Consider the following 18,062-nt stretch of genomic DNA (forward strand, 5'->3'; position numbering starts at 1 on the left):
CCGACCCGGTCGTGAGGGTGCGAAGAACGTCTCGGCGAGGGCGTTGTCGTGCCTGTCGGCGACCGAACCGGGATGCCGCGGGAACGTGGGGTGCGGCCGAATTCGAGCGACGTGTAACGGGTTCCGCGATCCGCATGGCGAACCGGCCGGGGAGTGGGCTCGACCGGTGGGCTCAGCGCGTCGGGACCAGCAGGGCGTGCAGGGTCTGCGGATCCGTCACCTCGGGCAGGTCGAGGGCGGCGAGCCAGGCCGCCGCGGCCGCACCGTCGCCGGCCGAGTGCAGCGGCGCGTCCGGCCACCGCCGGCCGACCTGCGCCCGTACCGCCGAGGCGAGCGGGGTGTCGCCGGTCAGCAGGCCGCCGCCGAGGACGATCGGGGAGGCGTCGCCGGCCGGCCGGATCCGCGCGGCGCTCTCCGCCAGGTGCGCGGCGGCCTCGCCGATCAGCCCGCGGGCGACCGGTTCGCCGTCGACGGCGGCGGCCACCACCAGGGGCGCCAGCCGGGCCAGTTCCACGGGGGGCCGCCGGGTCACCGCCTGGACCAGCGCGTCGACGGTGTCGCGGGGGCGGGCCGCCACCTCGGCGGAGCCGAGCAGTTCGGTGAGCACCGTGGCGGCCAGCCGGCCGGGCCGGTGCGCCCGGTCCAGGTCCGCCAGTAGCCGGCGGACGGCCTCCCGGCCCAGCCAGAAGCCCGAGCCGGCGTCGCCGAGCAGCCAGCCGTGGCCGTCGGCGACCCGGTCCAGCCGCAGCTCGCGGACCCCGGCGGCGATCGCCCCGGTGCCGGCGATCAGCACGGTGCCCTCGGGACTCGCGGTGCCCGAGGCGTACGCGACCAGCGCGTCGCCGTGCACGGTGCAGGGGCAGCGCAGGCCGGCGTCGCGCCAGGCCCGGTCGAAGGCGTCCCGGCCGGCGGGATCCGCGAGCAGGCGCCCCGCCCCGGCCAGCCCGATCGTGCCGGCCCGCACCCGGGCCGGGTCGACGTCGGCGAGCGCCTGCCGCAGGGCGGTCAGGAGTTCGCCGGCGGCCCGCTCGGCGCCGTGGCTGGTGGGGTTGCCGCCGCCCGCGCGGCCGCCGCCCAGCCGCCGTCCGTCCAGGGCGAGGGCGACCGCCCGGGTGGACGTACCCCCGACGTCGAGGCCGACCACGACGGTGTCGGACATCCGCATCCACCCCTCTGATCGACGCCGCGTTCATGCTGGTCGGCCCGGCGGCGGGGGGCAAGGGGCGAACCGCCTCCCGGAGTGTGCAGCAGGTAACAGTTTGAAAACTTCGCCCACGGTCTTGACACGGAGGGGCCTTCAGTAAGAACTTTTACCACTAACAGTTAACAGTCTTTTCGGAAAGGCGTCCCATGGTTGATCACGAGGTGGACACCTCCGCGGGGACCGCGGTGGTCGACGCCGGCGCGGTCGACCGGCGGGGCGCCCTCGGCGTCGCCTCCGACGGCGTGCTGGCGCGGGTCCGGGCCGGCGCGGGCGGCCTGACCGGCGCGCTGCGCCGCGTCGCCGAGCACGTGCTCAGCGACCCGGAGGCCGCCGCCCGGGCCACGATCGTGGAGCTGGCCGAGCGCAGCGGCACCTCCCCGGCGACGATCACCCGGTTCTGCCGGGCCATGGGCTTCGAGGGCTACGCCGACCTGCGGCTGGGCATCGCCGCGGAGACCGGCCGGGCCCGCTCGGCCGGCTGGACCGTCGACATCGGACGCGAGATCCAGCCCGGTGACCCCCTCTCCCGGGTCCTCGACCAGATCATGGCCGCCGACACCCGGGCCATGCACGACACCGCCGCACTGCTCGACCTCGCCGAGGTGGAACGGGCCGCCGTGGCCATCGCCGGGGCGTCCCGGGTGAACATCTTCGGCGCCAGCGGCAGCGCGCTGGTCGGCGAGGAGATGCAGTTCAGCCTGCACCGCATCGGGGTGGCCGCCTGGGCCTGGAACGACGTGCACGAGGGGCTCGCCAGCGCGGCGCTGCTGCGCCCGCGCGACGTGGCGCTCGGCATCTCGCACACCGGCCAGACCCGGGAGACCATCGAGATGCTCGCCGAGGCGGGCAGCCGGGGCGCGACCACCGTGGCGCTGACCGGATTCCCGCGCTCGCCGCTGGCCGAGCTGGCCGACATCGTCCTGCTCACCGCCAGCCAGGCCACCACCTTCCGCCCCGACGCGCTCTCCGCGCGGCACCCGCAGCTGGTCGTGCTCGACCTGCTCTACATCGCCGTCGCCCAGCGCACCCACGACCGCGCCCACGCGGCCTTCCGGCGTACCGCCCAGGCCGTCGACGGGCACAAGGCCGCGAAGGGGGCCAACGCATGATCAGTGCCCAGGGGTACGCCGACGCCGTCCGGCCGGTGCTCGACCGCCTGGTCGACGCCAGCGCCGACGGGATCGGCGCCGCCGCCGACCTGATCGCCACGAGCCTGCGCTCCGGCGGGGTGCTCCAGGCGTTCGGCGCCGGCCACTCGGAGGCGTTCGCCGCCGAGCTGGTCGCCCGGGCCGGTGGGCTGGTGCCCACCAACCGGCTCTCCCTGCACGACCTGGTGCTGCACGGCGACGCCCCGCGCGACGTGCTCGCCGACCCGAAGCTGGAGCGCGACCCGGCGGTCGCCCACCAGCTCTACGCGCTGGCGGCCCCGCAGCCTGAGGACGTGTTCGTGGTGGCGTCCCAGTCCGGCATCAACGGCTCGGTGGTCGAGCTGGCGGAGCTGGTCACCGAACGCGGTCACCCGCTGATCGCGGTCACCTCGGTCGCACACACCGCACGGGTCGCCCCACGGCACCCGTCCGGTCGGCGGCTCGCCGATCTCGCCGACGTCGTGCTGGACAACGGCGCGCCGTACGGCGACGCACTGCTGCCGCTCGAGGGCGGCGGCGCGGTCTGTGCGGTCTCCTCGGTCACCGCGGCGCTGCTGGCGCAGCTGCTGACCGCCGAGGTCGTACGACGGTTCCACCAGGCCGGAGAGGCGCCCCCCATCTACCTCTCCGCCAACGTCCCCGGCGGGGACGAGCACAACCACGCCCTCGAGTCGCGGTACGCCGGGCGTCTCCGGCGGACCGCCTGACCCGAACATCCCAAGGAGAGACGACGATGTCGAATACCCCCGACAGCCCGGCCGACCTGAGCCGCCGGACCGTGCTGCGCCGGGCCGCCGCGGTGGGCCTGCTCGCCACCCCGGCCGCCGGTCTGCTGAGCGCCTGCGCGACCAGCGGCGGCGACAAGGAGAACGAGCAGGTCGCGGGCGGCGCCAAGAGCGCCACCAACCCGCTCGGGGTGGCCGAGGACGCCCCGATCGAGGTGGTCATCTTCAACGGCGGCTACGGCGAGAAGTACGCCACCGACGTGCACCAGCCGCTCTACAAGAAGGCGTTCCCGAAGGCCGAGGTCAAGCACCAGTCGACCCAGGCCGTCTCCACCGTCCTCCAGCCCCGGTTCGCCTCGGGCAACCCGCCGGAGTTCGTGAACAACTCCGGCGAGAAGCTGATGGACTTCGGCGCACTGGTCGCCGACGGCCAGCTCCAGGACCTCACCGAGCTCTGGGACGCCCCGTCGGTCGACGACCCGAACAAGAAGGTCCGGGACACGGTCGTTCCGGGCACCGTCGACGCCGGTTCGTTCAACGGCAAGCCGTACGTCCTGTACTACGTCTCCACCGTCTTCGGCATCTGGTACTCGGGCAAGCTGTTCAAGGACAACGGCTGGGCGCCGGCGAAGGACTGGTCGGAGTTCACCGCCCTGCTCGACAAGATCAAGGCCAAGGGCATCACCCCGTACGGCTACGCCGGGGCGAACGCCGCGTACTACCAGTGGAACGTGATCCTCACCCACGCGGCGAAGATCGGCGGCACGGACGTGCTGAAGAACATCGACAACCTGGAGGACGGCGCCTGGCAGCAGGACGCGGTCAAGCAGGCCGCCGAGGCGTGGGCCGAGATCGGTGCCAAGTACACCGACAAGAGCTTCGAGGGGCTCAAGCACACCGACGTGCAGCTGCGGCAGAACCAGTACAAGCTGGCGTTCTACCCCAGCGGCGACTGGCTGGAGGGCGAGCAGAAGAAGGACACCCCGTCCGGCTTCGAGTACCAGCTGATGCCGGTGCCGAGCCTGTCCGCGTCGGACAAGCTGCCGGCCACGGCGCTGCGGGCGACCGCCGGTGAGGGCTACTTCGTCTCGGCCAAGAGCAAGAACCCCAAGGGCGGCCTGGAGTACATGCGCCAGATGCTCTCGGTGGCCGGCGCGAAGGGCTTCACCGAGGTGGTCAAGGCCCCGACCGTGGTCACCGCCGGCTCGGAGGGCTTCGCCTTCCCGCCCGGTGTGGCCAGCTCGCAGAGCGCGCTCAAGGCCGCCGGCCAGGACGTGTTCAACCTGTACTTCGACGGCTGGTACAAGGAGCTCGACACGGAGGCCCGCACGGCCACCAACGAGCTGATGTTCGGCCGGATCAAGGCGGACGCCTTCGTGGAGCGGATCCAGAAGCGTGCCGACGCGATCAAGAAGGACAGCTCCATCACCAAGTTCAAGCGCTGATCGGAGCGGGGTCATGCGGCACGGCAAGTATCCGTTCGTGATCGGGTTCCTCTTCGTCCCCGTCACGCTGTACGTCGTCTTCGTCATCGCGCCGTACGCGCAGGCGTTCCAGATCTCGATGACCAACTGGCGGGGGCTCTCGGCCCCGCAGTGGGTGGGCTTCGACAACTACCGGAGGTTGTTCGACGACGTCAACTTCTGGAAGGCGGTCCAGCACCACGGCGTACTGCTGCTTGCCCTGCCGCTGATCACCATTGCCATCGCGTTGTTCTTCTCCTTCCTGCTCAACGTGGGCGGAAAGAGCAGCGGCGGGCAACGCCAGGGGGTCTGGGGGTCGAAGTTCTACCGGGTGGTGTTCTTCTTCCCCCAGGTCCTGGCGGTGGCAATCATCGCGGTGCTGTTCCAGACGGTCTACCGGCCGAACGAGTCCGGCCTGATCAACGGCGTGCTGATGAAGCTCGGCTTCGACCCGGTGCTCTTCCTGGTCCGGCCGAACCTGGCGCTCTGGTCGATCATCGCGGTGCTGGTCTGGCAGGCGGTCGGCTTCTACGTGGTGCTCTTTTCGGCGGGCATGGCCTCCATCCCGGGCGAGATCTACGAGGCCGCCGAGATGGACGGGGCCAGCCGGGTGACGCTCTTCTTCCGGGTCACCCTGCCGCTGCTCTGGGACACCCTCCAGGTCGCCTGGGTCTATCTGGGCATCGCCGCGTTCGACGCGTTCGCCATCGTCTCGGTGCTCTCGGTCGACGGCGGCGGCCCGGACGGCGCCACCACCGTCCTGGCCATGGAGATCTACCGCAACGCCTTCGTCTACTCGAAGTACGGCTACGCCTCGGCCATGGGCGTGGCGCTGTTCTTCCTCACCCTCACGTTCGCGGCGTTGACGCTGCGGCTGACCAAGCGGGAAAGCGTGGAGTATTGATGAACCCGCAGACGACGCTGCCGCCGACACCGGCGGCGCTACCGCCGAAGACCGTGAAGCCGGGCGCCGCGGGTGGGCGCGGAGGCAGGAGCCGGCGCTCGGAGGTACGGCTCTTCGCCAACCTCGGGCACGTGGCGCTCGCGGTCTGGGCGGTGATCGTGATCGTGCCGATCCTCTGGACCTTCCTCGCCTCCTTCAAGAACACCACGGAGATCTTCAGCAGCCCGTGGACCCTGCCGGCCGAGCTGCGCTTCGAGAACTACGCCCGGGCGTGGAACAAGGCGAACGTCGGCCGGTACTTCCTGAACAGCGTGATCGTGGTGGCGTGCAGCACGTTCGGCACCATGCTGTTCGGCTCGATGGCCGCGTACGTGCTGGCCCGCTACAAGTTCTGGGGCAACCGGGCGATCTACTACCTGTTCGTCTCGGGGCTCGGGTTCCCGGTCTTCCTGGCCCTCGTGCCGCTCTTCTTCGTGGTGCGCAACCTGGGGCTGCTGGACACCCACACCGGCGTCGTCCTGGTCTACATCGCCTACTCGCTGCCGTTCACGGTCTTCTTCCTGGCCGCGTTCTTCAAGACGCTGCCGTCGTCGGTCGCCGAGGCGGGGATGATCGACGGCTGCTCGCACACCCGGCTGTTCTTCCAGGTGATGATGCCGATGGCGAAGCCGGGCCTGATCAGCGTCGGGATCTTCAACATCATCGGCCAGTGGGGGCAGTACCAGCTGCCGCTGGTGCTGCTCTCCAACGCCAAGGACAAGTGGGTGCTGACCCAGGGCATCGCCGACATCTCGGTGAACGCCGGCTACGAGGCCGACTGGTCGGGCCTCTTCGCGGCCCTGACCATCGCCATCCTCCCGATGATCCTCGTCTACGCGATCTTCCAGCGGCAGATCCAGTCCGGCCTGACCTCCGGCGCGGTGAAGTGATCCGGTCGGGTCACGGGTGCCAGGAACGCCACAGGGCCGCGTACGGGCCGCCGGCCCGGACCAGCTCGTCGTGACTGCCGAGCTCGGTGATCCGACCCTCCTCCAGGACCGCCACCCGGTCGGCGTCGTGGGCGGTGTTGAGACGGTGCGCGATCGCGATGACCGTCCGCCCGGTGAGCAGGGCGGCCAGGGCCCGCTCGGTGCGCCGGGCGGTGGTCGGGTCGAGCGCGGCGGTCGCCTCGTCGAGGATCAGGGTGTGCGGGTCGGCGAGCACCAGCCGGGCCAGCGCGAGCTGCTGCGCCTCGGCGGCGCCGAGCGGGTGCGCCCCGTCACCCAGGAGGGTGTCGAGGCCGTCGGGCAGGCGGGCGTGCCAGTCGGCGCCCACCGTGGCCAGCGCCGCGCGCATCCGGTCGTCGCAGGCGTCCGGGGCGGCGAACGCGAGGTTGTCGCGTAGCGAGCCGATGAAGACGTGGTGCTCCTGGGTGACCAGGGCGATGCGTCGCCGGCGCTCGGCCGGGTCCAGGTCGGTCACCGGGCAGCCGCCGACGCTGACCACCCCCTCGCTGGGCGCGTCGATGCCGGCGAGCAGCCGGGCGAGGGTGGACTTCCCGGCCCCCGACGGGCCGACGAGCGCCAACCGCTCGCCGGGCCGGACGTCGAGGTCGATGCCGTGCAGCACGTCGGGCCCACCGGCGTACGCGAACCGGACGCCCCGGACGACCAGCCGCTCGTCCGTCGGCGCGGTCGCCCGGCCGGGCGACTCCGCCGGCACCTCGCCGACGCCGAGCACCCGGGCGAACGAGGCGAAGCCGCGCTGCGCCTGCTCCGTCCACTGGAGGATCCGGTCCAGCGGCTCGATGGCCTGTTGCAGGTAGAGCGCGGCGGCGACCACCGCGCCGAGGGAGACCTCGCCCCGCGCGAGCAGCAGGCCGCCGACCAGCAGCAGCGCGGCCACCGGCAGCGGGTAGCTCGCCTCCACCACCGTGAAGAAGACGGTGCGCAGCGCCAGGGTCGCCCGCCGGGCGGCCCAGACCCGGGCGATGCGCGCGGTGCCGTGCCCGACCCGTTCGTCGGTGAGCCGGAACGCCTCGACCGTGCGGGCGCCCGCCGCGGTGGTCGTCAGCGTCTCGGTCAGCTCGGCGGCGGCCGCCCCCTCGGCCAGGTACGCCGGGCTGGCCCGCCGCAGGTACCACCGGGTCACCAGGACGATCGTCGGCAGCCCGGTCAGCGCCGCCAGCCCCAGCAGCGGGTGCAGCAGGAAGACCGCCCCGAAGAGCAGCGTCAGCTGCACCGAGGCGATGACGATGGTGGGCACCACGTCCCGGACGGTGGTGCCGACCGTGGACACGTCGACCGAGCTGCGCGTCGCGAGGTCCCCGGAGCCGGCCCGCTCGACGACACCGACGGGCAGGTTCAGCGTCCGCTCGACGAACTCCTCGCGCAGCCGGGCCACGGCCCGCTCGCCGAAGCGGTGGCCGGCGTACTGCGCGTACCGCGAAAGCAGGGTCTGGACCAGCACGGCTCCGCCGATCGCCAGGGCGAGGCGGTCGACGGTGGCGACGTCCGTGCCGGCGGAGACCCGGTCGACGATGGTGCCGAGCAGCCAGGGCGGGGCGAGCCCGGCGACCGTGGCGGCCGCGTGCAGCGCCAGTACGACGCACACGGCGCGCCGGTCCCGGGCGATCAGCCCGCGTGTCGCCCGGCGCACGGCGGACCGGTCGGCGACCGGCAGCCCGTTCACCGCAGCGCCTGCTCGGCGTCGGCGTCGCCACGGGCCACGAGCCGCCGGTAGGCGGGGTCCCGGTCCAGCAGGTCGGCGTGTGTGCCGGCGGCGGCGACCCGCCCCGCGACCAGGTGCGCGACCTCGTCGGCCCGGCCCAGCAGCAGCGGCGAGGTGGTGAGCACGACGGTCGTCCGCCCGGCCCGCGCCTGGTGCAGCCGCGCGGCGATCCGGGCCTCGGTGTGCGCGTCCACCGCCGAGGTGGGCTCCACCAGGATCAGCACCTCGGGCTCGGCGAGCAGCGCCCGGGCCAGCCGGACCCGTTGCCGCTGGCCGCCGGAGAGGGAACGGGCCCGGGTGTCCAGCGGGGTGTCGAGGCCGCCGGGCAGGGCGTCGACGACGTCCTCTGCCGAGGCGGCGTGCAGGGCGGCGCCGATCCGCTCGGGGCCAGCGTCGGGCCGTGCCCCGCGCAGCACCTCGCGCAGCGTCCCGGCGAACAGGTAGGCGTCGTGGTCGGCGACCAGGATGCGGGCGCGCACCTGGTCGAGTCCGACGCCGGTCAGCGGCACGCCGCCCCAGGTGGCGTCGCTGACGGTGTACCGGCCGAGCCGGTCGGCCAGCGCCAGGGCGTCGGCCGGGTCGGCGGCGGCCACCGCGGTGAGGCGGCCGGCCCGGACGGTCAGCCCGCTCGCCGGGTCGTGCAGGTCGGCGGGGCCGTCCGGGGCGGCGACCGGGGCGGCGAGCCCGGCCGGCTGCCGGCTGCCGGGAACCGTCGCCGCGCCGACGCGGGCCGGCCCGTTGCGCGGCCCGCCGACGTCGTCCGGCGTGACGGCGAGCAGGGCGACGATCCGGCGGGCCGCGACCCGGCCCCGGATCAGCTGGTGGCCGCCCTCCAGCAGGAACCACACCGGTACGACGAGCGTCGCGACGTAGCCGTAGACGGCGACCAGCTCGCCGACGCTGATGTCGCCGGTGACCGCCATCCGGGCCGACAGCCACACCACCGTCGCGAGGAACAGCCCGGGGACGGCCACCGTCGCCGCGTCGATCCAGCTGTTCACGCTGCCCACCCGGTAGCCCTCGGCGAGCAGGTCGCGGGAGCGGGCCGCGTAACGGCGGGCGAACAGGCCCCGACCGCCCACCCCGGCGAGCACCCGCAGCCCGGCCACGATGTCGCCCGATCGGGCGGTCAGCTCACCCTGCTGCTGCCGGTAGACCGACTCCGCCCGCTCCAGCCGGCGCAGCAGGGGGGCGACGACGAGACCGACCGAGGGCACCCCCGCCAGTACGCAGAGCGCCAGCAGCGGCGAGATCGACCAGAGCACGGCGGCGACGACGAGGTAGGCGACCACCGCGCCGACGCCGGGCCCGGTCACGGTCATCACCTGCGCCACCCGGTCGACGTCGGTGCCCCCGACCGTGGCCACCTCACCCGCCGCGGCCCGGCGCGGCAGCACGGCGCCGACCCGGGACAGCTGGCGGAGCACCACGGCGGCCGACCGGGCCTTCGCGTCCTCCCGGATGAAGGTCATCGTGCGGTGCCGCATGGTGCCCAGGTAGGACAGCGCCACGCCGGCGACGACGATCGCCGCCACCCAGAGGGCCAGGGCCCGGGTGTCGCCGGTGCGCAGCCCGTCGTCCACGGCGCGGGAGATCAGGTAGGGCCGCACCGACAGGGCGGTCATCCAGGCGGTGCCGAGCAGGCTGCCGCGCAGCACCCGCCACGGCTGGCAGCGGACCAGCCACCACAGGAAGCGCAGCGGCCCCCGGACGTCGGGAGTGCCGGGGTCGGGATGGGGGATCCGTGGTGGCACCGGCTCACGCTACCGAGCCGGGCAGCGGCGCACCGCCCCGTTTCCGCCGGTCGGGTCGCCTCCTCCCACCGCGGCCGTACCGGTCCGGCCGGGGGGCGCGGCGGCGGTCGGCGGGTCGAGTGTCGCAGGGGCGAGGCAGAATCGCATCCGTGCTGGTTGCGGTGGTCTCGGACGAGCGGGGCGGGGGAGCGTTGCAATCCCTCGACGCCGCCGGGCACCCGGCCGGTCCGGTGCGGCCGGTGGCCGACCTGGCCGCGGCCGTCGCGGCCCGCGAGGCGGCGGAGCGCCCGCGCTGGGTGTGGGCCTGCGGCGCGACGCTCTACCCGGCGCTGCTGCGTGCCGGGGTGCGGGTCGAGCGCTGCCACGACGTGGAGCTGACCGAGGCGCTGCTGCTCGGCCACGCCGGCCGGTGGGGCGAGCCCCGCTCGCTCGCGGCGGCCTGGGCCCGGCTGACCGGCGCGCCGGTGCCCCCCGACCCGCCGCCCCGTCCGGCGGCCCCGCCCGGCCACGGGCAGGGCGCGCTCTTCGACGCCCCGCCCGGTCCGCCGGGCCCCGGCGTCGAGGCCCTCACCCGGGTGTACGCCGACCAGCTCGCCCGGGTCGCCGCGACCGAGCACCCCGGCCGGTTCCGGCTGCTGGTCGCCGCCGAGTCGGCCGGCGCGCTGATCGCGGTGGAGATGGGTGCCGCCGGGCTGCCCTGGCGGGCCGACGTGCACGACGAGATCCTCGCCGAGCTGCTCGGCGAGCCGTCGCCGGTGGGCGGCCCGCCCCGCCGGCTGGCCGAGCTGGCCGCGCGGATCGCCGACGCGTTCGGCGTACGCCAGCTGCACGCCGACTCCCCGGCAGAGCTGTTGCGGGCGTTCGCCCGGGCCGGCGTGGAGCTGCCCAACACCCGGGCCTGGGTGCTGCGCGGGGTGGACCACCCGGCCGTTCCTCTGGTCTTGGAATACAAGGAGCTCTACCGGATCTGGACGGCGCACGGCTGGGCCTGGCGCGACGCCTGGGTGCGCGACGGCCGGTTCCAGCCGGAGTACGTCCCGGGCGGGGTGGTCTCCGGCCGGTGGGCGACCCGGGGCGGCGGCGCGTTGCAGATCCCCAAGGTGATCCGGCGGGCGGTGGTGGCCGACTCGGGCTGGCGGTTCGTGGTCGCCGACGCCGGCCAGCTGGAGCCGAGGGTGCTCGCCGCCGTCTCCGGCGACGCCCGCCTCGCCGCCGCCGGTGGCGCCGGTGACCTCTACGCCGCCCTCGCCCAGGACGCCTTCGGCGGCGACCGGCCCCGGGCCAAGGTGGCGCTGCTCGGCGCGATGTACGGGCAGACCGGCGGTGCCGCGCTGCCGGCGCTGGCGGTGCTGCGGCGCAACTACCCGACCGCGTTCGGCTACGTGGAGGCGGCGGCCCGCACGGGCGAGGCCGGCGGGCTGGTCCGTTCCTGGCTGGGGCGCACCTGCCCGCCCGGCACGGCCGGGTTCGCCGACGCCGACGCCGGCGTCGACCCCGAGGGCGCCGACGACCCGCGGTCGCCGCGGGCGCGGGCGGCCCGTTCCCGGGGGCGCTTCACCCGCAACTTCGTCATCCAGGCCACGGCCGCCGAGTGGGCCTCGACGCTGCTCGCGACGCTGCGTGCCGAGCTGGCCGGGACGGGCGCCGAGCTGGTCTTCTTCCAGCACGACGAGGTCGTCGTGCACTGCCCGGCGGAGCGGGCCGGGGCGGTCGCCGAGGCGGTGGAGCGCTGCGGGGAGCGGGCCGCCGCGCTGCTCTTCGGCGACACCCCGGTCCGCTTCCCGCTGGACTTGTCCGTCGTCGACTGCTATGCCGACGCGGCGTGAGGCGACCGCCCGGGGTCAGGAGACGCCGGATCCCGGGTTGGCGGCGTCCCACGCGTGCCGCGACCGGGCGATCGCGTCCTTGTGCGCCAGCGACCAGTCGGCCAGCTGCTGGACCAGGTGGGTGAGGCTGCGGCCGCGCTCGGTCAGCTCGTAGGTCACGGTCACCGGGACGGTCGGGTACGCGGTGCGCAGCACCAGGCCGTCGCGCTCCAGGCGGCGCAGGGTCAGGGTCAGCATCCGCTGTGAGATGCCGTGGATGGCCCGTTGCAGCTCCCGGAATCGCCGGGCGCCGGAGGAGAGCTCGACGATCGCGAGCACCGACCACTTGTCGCCGATGCGGTCGAGCACGTCGCGGATGCCGCAGTCCGGGTGTTCCGGCAGGCCGCAGGGCGCCAGCGCGCCGGTTACCGCCGTGTGCCCTGCTGACATCGAAGTGCCTCCTTGTGGCCGCCGCCGTGGTTCCTGACGATGAGGCTAGTTCCGATTCAGTACCACCGAAAGGTTCGCCTCATGCTGCTGGTCACCGGTGCCTCCGGGCACCTGGGCTCCCTCATCCACGCCGGGCTCACCGAGCGGGGCCTGGCCCCGCTCGCCGGCAGCCGCACCCCGGGCCGCTTCGGCGACGCCGGGCGGCCCGTGGACTTCGACGATCCGGCGGGGCCGGACCTGGCGGGCGTACGCGTGCTGGTGCTGGTCTCCGCCGGGTGCGGCGAGGACGACGTCGTGCTGGCCCGCCACGAACGGGTCGTCGCGGCGGCGGAGCGGCACGGGGTGCGGCACGTGGTGTACACGAGCCTGGTCGGCGCCGGCGACCACCTGGCCTTCGCGCTCGCGCACCGGTGGACGGAGCGTCGACTGCGGGAGAGCCGGCTGGACTGGACGATCCTGCGCAACGGCCTCTACGCCGAGCTGTTCGGTCAGCTGGCCGCCCCGGTCGGCGGCGCGGTCACGGCCCCCTTCGGCGCGGGCGCGCTGGCCGCGGTGGCCCGGCATGATCTGGCGGACGCCGCCGTGCGGGTCGCCGCGGACCCCGCCGCCCACCGTGGCCGCACGTACGAGCTGACCGGCCCGGTCGCGCTCACGGCGGCCGGTCTCGCCGCCAGGCTGGGGGTGCCCTACCGCCCGGCCCCCCTGGGCGAGCGGCGGGCCACGCTGGCGGGGCCGGGCCTGCTGCCCTTCCAGCCGGCCATGCTCCTGTCGATCTACTCGGCCACGGCGGCCGGCTTCCTCGCCGGGACCCACGGCGACCTGGCGCGTCTGCTGGCGCGTGCACCGCGCGACCCGATGCCGGTCGCGCTGGCCGCCGCCGGGGCGTCTTCCTGAGCGCGGGCACAGCCCACCGCGGGCGGTCCGGCGGAGGCCCACGCCGGTAACAGTTGCACTATTTTCCCTTTTCGCCCCGCTACCCGGCCCGCCTTGTCCTCGTTGCTCCCGATGTCCGTACGACGGAACGGGCCGTGCCCTCGCGCACCGGCCCGCTCCACGGTGGAGGGGGCCCAGCTGAACCGGATCGCAGGAATGATCATCGCCGCGGGCGGGGGGCGTCGCATCGGTGCCCCGGAGGCGCTGCTGCACCAGGGGGAGAAGCCCCTGGTGGACCAGATGATCGACACGATGACCGAGGCGGGCTGCGAGCGGATCGTGGTCGTGCTCGGCGCCGCGGCAGACCAGGTCCGCGAGGCGGCCGACCTGAGCCGGGTCACGGTGGTGATCAACCGGGCGTGGGGCACCGGCGTCGGCTCGTCCATCCGCGCCGGCCTGGCCGCGCTCGACGACGAGGGCATCGAGGCGGTCGTGGTGCTGCCGGTCGACATGCCCGGCCTGACCGCCGCCGCCGTACGCCGGGTGACCGCGCTGCCGTACCCCGACGTGCTGGTCTGCGCGACCTACGGCGGGTTGCGCGGCTACCCGATGCTGTTCGGGCGCCGGCACTGGTCCGGCATCGCCACCCTGGCCAGCGCGGACGTCGGCGCCCGCCCCTACCTGCTCGCGCACAAGGACCAGATCGTCGACATCGCCTGCGACTCGGTGGCCGACGGCAGCCGGGTCGACACCCCGGAACTGATGGCGCTCTACGGGCTGACGGTGCCGCCCCAGCGCGTCGGCGTCTGACCGGCGGGCCCCTGCCGGGCCGGGTATCGGACTATCCTGCGCCGATGACCGACGCAGACCTGACGCCGTACCTGGCCGCGGCCGCGGCGAACCTGACCCACAACGCGCCGCTCGGCGAGGAGCGGGCGGCGGACCTGATCCGGCGGCTCGCCCCCGCCGGGGCGGGCTGGCGGTCCCTGGACCTGGGCTGCGGCAACGGCGAGCTGCTCCTGCGGCTGTGCGCGACCCACGGCATCCCTGGCGACGGGGTGGAGCGGGACGCCGACGTCGCCGCGCGGGCTCAGCTGCGCGCGACCGAGCTGGGGGTCGCCAGCCGGGTCACGTTCCACCGCGCGGACGCCGCCACCTGGGACCGGCCCGCGGAGCTCGTCGTCAACATCGGGGCCGGCCACGTCTGGGGCGACACCGGGCAGGCCCTCGCCGCGTTGCACCGGCTCACCGCGCCCGGCGGCCGGCTGCTGTTCGCCGGCGGCTTCTACCGGGCCAGCCCCGGCGACCAGGTTCGCGAGACGTTCGGTGACCTCCCCGACCTGGCTTCCCTGGCCCGGCTCACCGTGGACGCCGGTTTCCGGCCGCTGCACGTCGCCGCCTCCACCCTCGCCGAGTGGGACGACTTCGAGTCCGACTGGCGGGCGGGCGTCGAACGCCTCGGCACGCCGGAGGCGCGCGCGTTCTGTGACCGCCGGCGCGACGAGTACCTCGACGGCTACCGCGACGTCCTCGGCTTCGGCTGGCTGGTGCTGACCCCCGCCTGATCGCCACCTCCGCCCGCAACTCCTGCACCGCGTCCCGGGCGCCCCGCTCGACAGCTCCCCGCCGGGGGCCGGGACCACGTGCCGAGGCGCCGGGCGCGACGGGGTGACCGCCTGCTGGGCCGGTGGCCGGCGGCGCCCCCACGCCGGGCCCTTCCTCCGCTAGCGTCGGCACGGCGGTATCCGTCGCCGGTGGGGAGTCGCCGGCCGGTCGGGCCCGCCAACAACGGGGGAGGTGCGGCGATGATCGGCACGTTGGCCCGGCACGCCGCCGGGGCGGTTGCCGCCCGACCGGTGTGCGTCGAAGAAGGACCGGTCGGCTACCTGGCACCGCCCGCGGTGGGCCTGGTCACCGACGCCGGCCACTGTGGGGTGCCGGCCGGGCCGTCGATGGTGCCGGGCGCCGGGCCGCCGGGCGCCGTTAAGGTGCCGCAGGGGTCCCCGGTGGACCGCGCGCAGCGGCCCTGACGCCCGTGTCCGCGTCCCGCCCGCCGGTGGACCTGGTCTCCGCCGGGACACCCGCCGAGCCGCTCACCCACAACACCCTCAACGGGGTGACCGGAGGCGTCTGGCGCACCCGCCGGGACGGGCGGGCGGCCGTGCTGAAGCTCGTCACCCCGCCCGGTCGCCCCGGGCCGGCGCACTGGGCCGGCAGCGACGAGCCCGGGCACTGGAACTACTGGCGTCGCGAGGTCGAGGCGTACCGCAGCGGCCTGGCCACCGCCGCGTACGCCGACGCGGGGCTGGCCGCGCCGGCACCGCTGGCGGTCGACGACCGGCCGGACGGCTCCGTGGCGCTGTGGCTGGCGGAGGCGGCCGGTAGGCCGGGCATCGCCTGCACGCCTGGTGATCTCGGCGAGACGGCGCTCCGGCTCGGCGCGGGGCACGCCCGCTGGCTCGGCGACCCGGAGGCGGGCGGGCTGTCGCCCGGCCGTCGCCCGCCCGGCTGGCTTTCTCGCGACTGGCTGCGCGACTACACGCTCAGCCGGCCGGTGCGCGAGCCGGTGCCGTGGGAGCACCCGGTCGCCGTGGCCGCCTGGCCGCGCCCCCTGCGCGACGGGTTGCGGACGCTCTGGGACCGGCGGCACGACGTGCTCGCCGCCACCGACCGGCTGCCGCGTACGCTCTGCCACCACGACTGCTGGCCCATGAACCTGGTATTCGCCGCCGACGGCCCGGTGCTGCTGGACTGGTCGGGCGTCGGCCCGGGCCCGGTCGGCGAGGACGCGGCGAACCTGGTGCTGGACACCTTCCTCGACGGGCTGGTCGACGTCGCGCTGCTCGACGAGGTCTCCGCCACCGTGCTCGACCGCTACACCGAGGGGCTGCGCGGCGCCGTCGCGCCGGAGGCGGTGGCCCGGGCGGTACGGCTCACCGGCGCGGCCAAGTACTTCTGGCTGGCGCCGATGATGCTCGGCCGGCTCGGGCGGTCCGCCGTCAGCCAGACCTACGACGCCCGCGACGAGGCGGCGGTGGTGGCCGGCCGCCGACCGGTGCTGGAGCTGCTGGCCCGCTGGGCCGCCGGGGTGTGGGACTGACCGGTGGGGGAGCGCCGTCAGACGTCGATGTTGAAGCGTTGCAGCACCGACGGGGCCACCAGCCCGGCCGCCGCGAGCACCGAGATCGCGGTCAGCACGGCCCGGACGACCACCACCTCGGTCTTGCCGCCGGCGCGCAGCGCGAACCTGTTCGGCAGCCCGATCGGCGTCCACATCCGACGCTTGATCGGGATGGGCCAGAGGATCGGCACCCCGGCCCGGGTGATCATGTCGCCGAGGATGTGCACGAAGCAGCCGACGCCGACGGCGGTGCCGATCAGCGGGTAGCCCCGGCCGCCGGGCAGGTTGGCGAAGGTGTACCAGGCCGCGGCGGCCGACGCGAGGGTCACGATCACCCAGCCGGCCCGCTCCGCCCACTTGTCGAACAGGCCGCGCAGCGCCAGCCCGAACATGAAGAACAGGATGCCGATGACGGCCCACTTGCCGTACGCGGCGCAGAGGCTGGTGGTGCCCCAGCCGACCAGCAGGGTGAACGGGATCGTGTGGGTCAGCGTCCGGTGACCGTTGTTGCGCCGTGGGTCCTTGCTGAGCTTCGTGGCGTAGTAGACGCCGAGCGAGACCTTCTCCATCACCTCGGCGATGAAGAGCGAGAAGACGCCGAAGGTGCGGGCGACGGTCGCCCCGCCCTGGTTGCGGGTCACCTTGCCGGAGAGGTCAAGATCGGGGAAGAGTGCCCCGCCCGCGCAGACGGCGGTGCCGACGGCGAGTTCCAGCGGCGTCTGGTGGTAGTCGGCGAAGTGCTCCAGCGCCCAGGAGCCGGCCAGCCACACCGCCGCGCCGGACAGCGCGTGGGACGGTCCCATCATGTCGGCTCACCCTCCCCAGGGATCTTGAGCGCCAAACTACGCCACTGTAGTTCGTCGTCGCGGCGCAGGGGCACCGCCCGCGCGCTCCATCGCGGACGGTGACGGGAGGGGGTGGGCCGGCTCTGCCGCCCGGCAGGAAGTATGCCCGGACGGGCGGCCGGCGGGACCCGGACTGTCGGCCACCGGACGGCGGGAGGCGGCGGCGCGCCCGCTCAGCAGACGGCGCCGCCGACCGCGAGGAGGTTCCCCTCCGGGATGGTGATCTTCTGCCGGGCCTCGCCGAGCCGGGCGGCGGCGCGTCGGGCCTGCGTCGGGCCGTGCTCCCGGCAGGCCGCCGCGTACGTGCCGGCGGTCCGCGCGGCGATGGTCGCCCAGCCGTACCGCCGGCCGACCATCGTCCGCGCCCGCCGGGCGACCCGCCGGGCGAAGACCTCGTCGCCGAGGAGCTGGTCGACCGCCGCGCCGAGGGCGTCCGGATCGCCGTGCGGGAAGGTCACCCCGGTCACGCCCGGCTCGACGATCTCGGCGAGGCCGCCGATGCGGGCCACGGCCAGCGGCGCGCCGGCCGCGGCGGCCTCCAGGGCCACCATCCCGAACGGCTCGTAGAGGCTGGGCACCACCGTCGCGTCGGTGGCGCCCAGCAGCGCCGGGAGCTGGGTCGAGTCCATGAAGCCGGCGAAGCGTACGGTCTGCCCGAGCGTGAGGCGGCGGGCCTCCTCCTCCAGCTCCGCCCGGTAGGGGCCGTCGCCGGCGATCACCACCCGCAGCCCCGGGTGCCGGTCGCGCAGGTACGGCACGGCGTGCACGAGGTGCTGCACGCCCTTCTCGTAGACCAGCCGGCCGGCGTACCCGACGAGCGGGCCGTCGCCGGCGAAGCGGGCCCGGGCGGCGGTGACCGCCCCCGGTCGGGCCCGCCAGGCCCGGTCGTCCACCCCGTTGGGCACCACGTCGATCTGCCCGGCCGGCACGTCGAAGAGCGTGGTGACCTGGTCCTTCATGTAGCCCGAGCAGGCGATCACCCGGGCCGAGGCGTTGCTCAGCCAGTGCTCGACGCCGTGGATGGTGCGGTTCATCTCCTCCGGCAGCCAGCCCTGGTGCCG

17 protein-coding genes are annotated in these 18,062 nt (G+C 74.8%); 11 read left to right on the forward strand and 6 right to left on the reverse strand.

Translation table 11 applies throughout. The features are described from left to right. Positions 1-172: 172 nt before the first annotated feature. On the reverse strand, positions 173-1,159 hold the full coding sequence (locus V6V16_RS18830; RefSeq protein WP_334563805.1) for an N-acetylglucosamine kinase: 987 nt from the start codon (positions 1,157-1,159) through the stop codon (positions 173-175). A 191-nt stretch (positions 1,160-1,350) separates the two neighbouring features. On the opposite strand from V6V16_RS18830, the gene V6V16_RS18835 reads away from it, so the two are divergent. The 5 genes from V6V16_RS18835 to V6V16_RS18855 are packed head-to-tail and all read left to right on the forward strand — an operon-like array spanning position 1,351 to position 6,373. Further along, positions 1,351-2,313: a MurR/RpiR family transcriptional regulator gene (locus tag V6V16_RS18835; RefSeq protein WP_334563806.1), complete on the forward strand. Its 963-nt coding sequence runs from the start codon at positions 1,351-1,353 to the stop codon at positions 2,311-2,313. After that, a complete protein-coding gene (locus V6V16_RS18840) occupies positions 2,310-3,059 on the forward strand; it encodes an SIS domain-containing protein (RefSeq protein ID WP_334563807.1) in 750 nt (249 codons plus the stop codon). Before V6V16_RS18835 ends, V6V16_RS18840 begins: the two co-directional genes overlap by 4 nt. 26 nt (positions 3,060-3,085) lie before the next feature. Continuing rightward, positions 3,086-4,522: an N-acetylglucosamine/diacetylchitobiose ABC transporter substrate-binding protein gene (gene ngcE / locus V6V16_RS18845; RefSeq protein WP_334563808.1), complete on the forward strand. Its 1,437-nt coding sequence runs from the start codon at positions 3,086-3,088 to the stop codon at positions 4,520-4,522. A gap of 13 nt (positions 4,523-4,535) precedes the next feature. Next, positions 4,536-5,444: a carbohydrate ABC transporter permease gene (locus tag V6V16_RS18850; protein WP_334563809.1), complete on the forward strand. Its 909-nt coding sequence runs from the start codon at positions 4,536-4,538 to the stop codon at positions 5,442-5,444. Further along, the gene (locus tag V6V16_RS18855; RefSeq protein ID WP_334563811.1) at positions 5,444-6,373 is read left to right on the forward strand and encodes a carbohydrate ABC transporter permease; all 930 of its coding nucleotides are present in this window, start codon (positions 5,444-5,446) and stop codon (positions 6,371-6,373) included. Before V6V16_RS18850 ends, V6V16_RS18855 begins: the two co-directional genes overlap by 1 nt. A gap of 10 nt (positions 6,374-6,383) precedes the next feature. Here V6V16_RS18855 and V6V16_RS18860 read toward each other — a convergent pair whose 3' ends face one another. Both V6V16_RS18860 and V6V16_RS18865 read right to left on the reverse strand, forming a co-directional pair. Further along, positions 6,384-8,114 (reverse strand): ABC transporter ATP-binding protein, encoded by a 1,731-nt coding sequence (locus V6V16_RS18860; protein WP_334563812.1) that lies wholly within the window; start codon positions 8,112-8,114, stop codon positions 6,384-6,386. Further along, positions 8,111-9,811, reverse strand: coding sequence for an ABC transporter ATP-binding protein (locus V6V16_RS18865; protein WP_334563829.1), 1,701 nt, complete (start codon positions 9,809-9,811; stop codon positions 8,111-8,113). The genes V6V16_RS18860 and V6V16_RS18865 overlap by 4 nt, the downstream gene beginning before the upstream one ends. Positions 9,812-10,026: 215 nt before the next feature. Between V6V16_RS18865 and V6V16_RS18870 the strand changes: the two genes are divergently transcribed. Then, a complete protein-coding gene (locus tag V6V16_RS18870; RefSeq protein WP_334563814.1) occupies positions 10,027-11,733 on the forward strand; it encodes a bifunctional 3'-5' exonuclease/DNA polymerase in 1,707 nt (568 codons plus the stop codon). A gap of 15 nt (positions 11,734-11,748) precedes the next feature. Here the strand turns inward: V6V16_RS18870 and V6V16_RS18875 are convergent, their stop codons facing one another. Further along, positions 11,749-12,162 (reverse strand): winged helix-turn-helix transcriptional regulator, encoded by a 414-nt coding sequence (locus V6V16_RS18875; RefSeq protein WP_334563815.1) that lies wholly within the window; start codon positions 12,160-12,162, stop codon positions 11,749-11,751. Positions 12,163-12,243: 81 nt separating this feature from the next. On the opposite strand from V6V16_RS18875, the gene V6V16_RS18880 reads away from it, so the two are divergent. The 5 genes from V6V16_RS18880 to V6V16_RS18900 all read left to right on the forward strand — a co-directional run bounded on the left by V6V16_RS18880 (position 12,244) and on the right by V6V16_RS18900 (position 16,135). Then, a complete protein-coding gene (locus tag V6V16_RS18880; protein WP_334563817.1) occupies positions 12,244-13,056 on the forward strand; it encodes an NAD(P)H-binding protein in 813 nt (270 codons plus the stop codon). Positions 13,057-13,251: 195 nt separating this feature from the next. Beyond that, positions 13,252-13,845 carry a nucleotidyltransferase family protein gene (locus V6V16_RS18885; RefSeq protein ID WP_334563819.1) on the forward strand — a complete coding sequence of 198 codons (594 nt, stop codon included), beginning with the start codon at positions 13,252-13,254 and terminating at the stop codon, positions 13,843-13,845. Positions 13,846-13,889: 44 nt separating this feature from the next. Then, positions 13,890-14,600, forward strand: coding sequence for an SAM-dependent methyltransferase (locus tag V6V16_RS18890; protein WP_334563821.1), 711 nt, complete (start codon positions 13,890-13,892; stop codon positions 14,598-14,600). Between the two features lie 240 nt (positions 14,601-14,840). Continuing rightward, positions 14,841-15,065: a hypothetical protein gene (locus V6V16_RS18895; protein WP_334563822.1), complete on the forward strand. Its 225-nt coding sequence runs from the start codon at positions 14,841-14,843 to the stop codon at positions 15,063-15,065. 5 nt (positions 15,066-15,070) lie between these two features. Next, the gene (locus tag V6V16_RS18900; RefSeq protein WP_334563824.1) at positions 15,071-16,135 is read left to right on the forward strand and encodes a phosphotransferase; all 1,065 of its coding nucleotides are present in this window, start codon (positions 15,071-15,073) and stop codon (positions 16,133-16,135) included. A gap of 17 nt (positions 16,136-16,152) precedes the next feature. Here V6V16_RS18900 and V6V16_RS18905 read toward each other — a convergent pair whose 3' ends face one another. Continuing rightward, on the reverse strand, positions 16,153-16,962 hold the full coding sequence (locus V6V16_RS18905; protein WP_334563825.1) for a metal-dependent hydrolase: 810 nt from the start codon (positions 16,960-16,962) through the stop codon (positions 16,153-16,155). Between the two features lie 212 nt (positions 16,963-17,174). Continuing rightward, on the reverse strand, positions 17,175-18,062 hold an 888-nt coding region (locus tag V6V16_RS18910; RefSeq protein WP_334563826.1), incomplete at its 5' end, for a glycosyltransferase family 4 protein.

This window comes from Micromonospora sp. CPCC 205561, assembly GCF_036906775.1.
Lineage (GTDB): Bacteria > Actinomycetota > Actinomycetes > Mycobacteriales > Micromonosporaceae > Micromonospora.

Excerpts from the sequence above, each read along its gene's own strand:
- V6V16_RS18880 (WP_334563817.1), top strand. The coding sequence starts at position 12,244 with ATGCTGCTGGTCACCGGTGCCTCCGGGCACCTGGGCTCCCTCATCCAC.
- V6V16_RS18875 (WP_334563815.1), bottom strand. The coding sequence starts at position 12,162 with ATGTCAGCAGGGCACACGGCGGTAACCGGCGCGCTGGCGCCCTGCGGC.
- V6V16_RS18840 (WP_334563807.1), top strand. The coding sequence starts at position 2,310 with ATGATCAGTGCCCAGGGGTACGCCGACGCCGTCCGGCCGGTGCTCGAC.
- V6V16_RS18830 (WP_334563805.1), bottom strand. The coding sequence starts at position 1,159 with ATGTCCGACACCGTCGTGGTCGGCCTCGACGTCGGGGGTACGTCCACC.
- V6V16_RS18855 (WP_334563811.1), top strand. The coding sequence starts at position 5,444 with ATGAACCCGCAGACGACGCTGCCGCCGACACCGGCGGCGCTACCGCCG.
- V6V16_RS18890 (WP_334563821.1), top strand. The coding sequence starts at position 13,890 with ATGACCGACGCAGACCTGACGCCGTACCTGGCCGCGGCCGCGGCGAAC.
- ngcE (WP_334563808.1), top strand. The coding sequence starts at position 3,086 with ATGTCGAATACCCCCGACAGCCCGGCCGACCTGAGCCGCCGGACCGTG.
- V6V16_RS18835 (WP_334563806.1), top strand. The coding sequence starts at position 1,351 with ATGGTTGATCACGAGGTGGACACCTCCGCGGGGACCGCGGTGGTCGAC.
- V6V16_RS18895 (WP_334563822.1), top strand. The coding sequence starts at position 14,841 with ATGATCGGCACGTTGGCCCGGCACGCCGCCGGGGCGGTTGCCGCCCGA.
- V6V16_RS18850 (WP_334563809.1), top strand. The coding sequence starts at position 4,536 with ATGCGGCACGGCAAGTATCCGTTCGTGATCGGGTTCCTCTTCGTCCCC.
- V6V16_RS18885 (WP_334563819.1), top strand. The coding sequence starts at position 13,252 with ATGATCATCGCCGCGGGCGGGGGGCGTCGCATCGGTGCCCCGGAGGCG.
- V6V16_RS18905 (WP_334563825.1), bottom strand. The coding sequence starts at position 16,962 with ATGATGGGACCGTCCCACGCGCTGTCCGGCGCGGCGGTGTGGCTGGCC.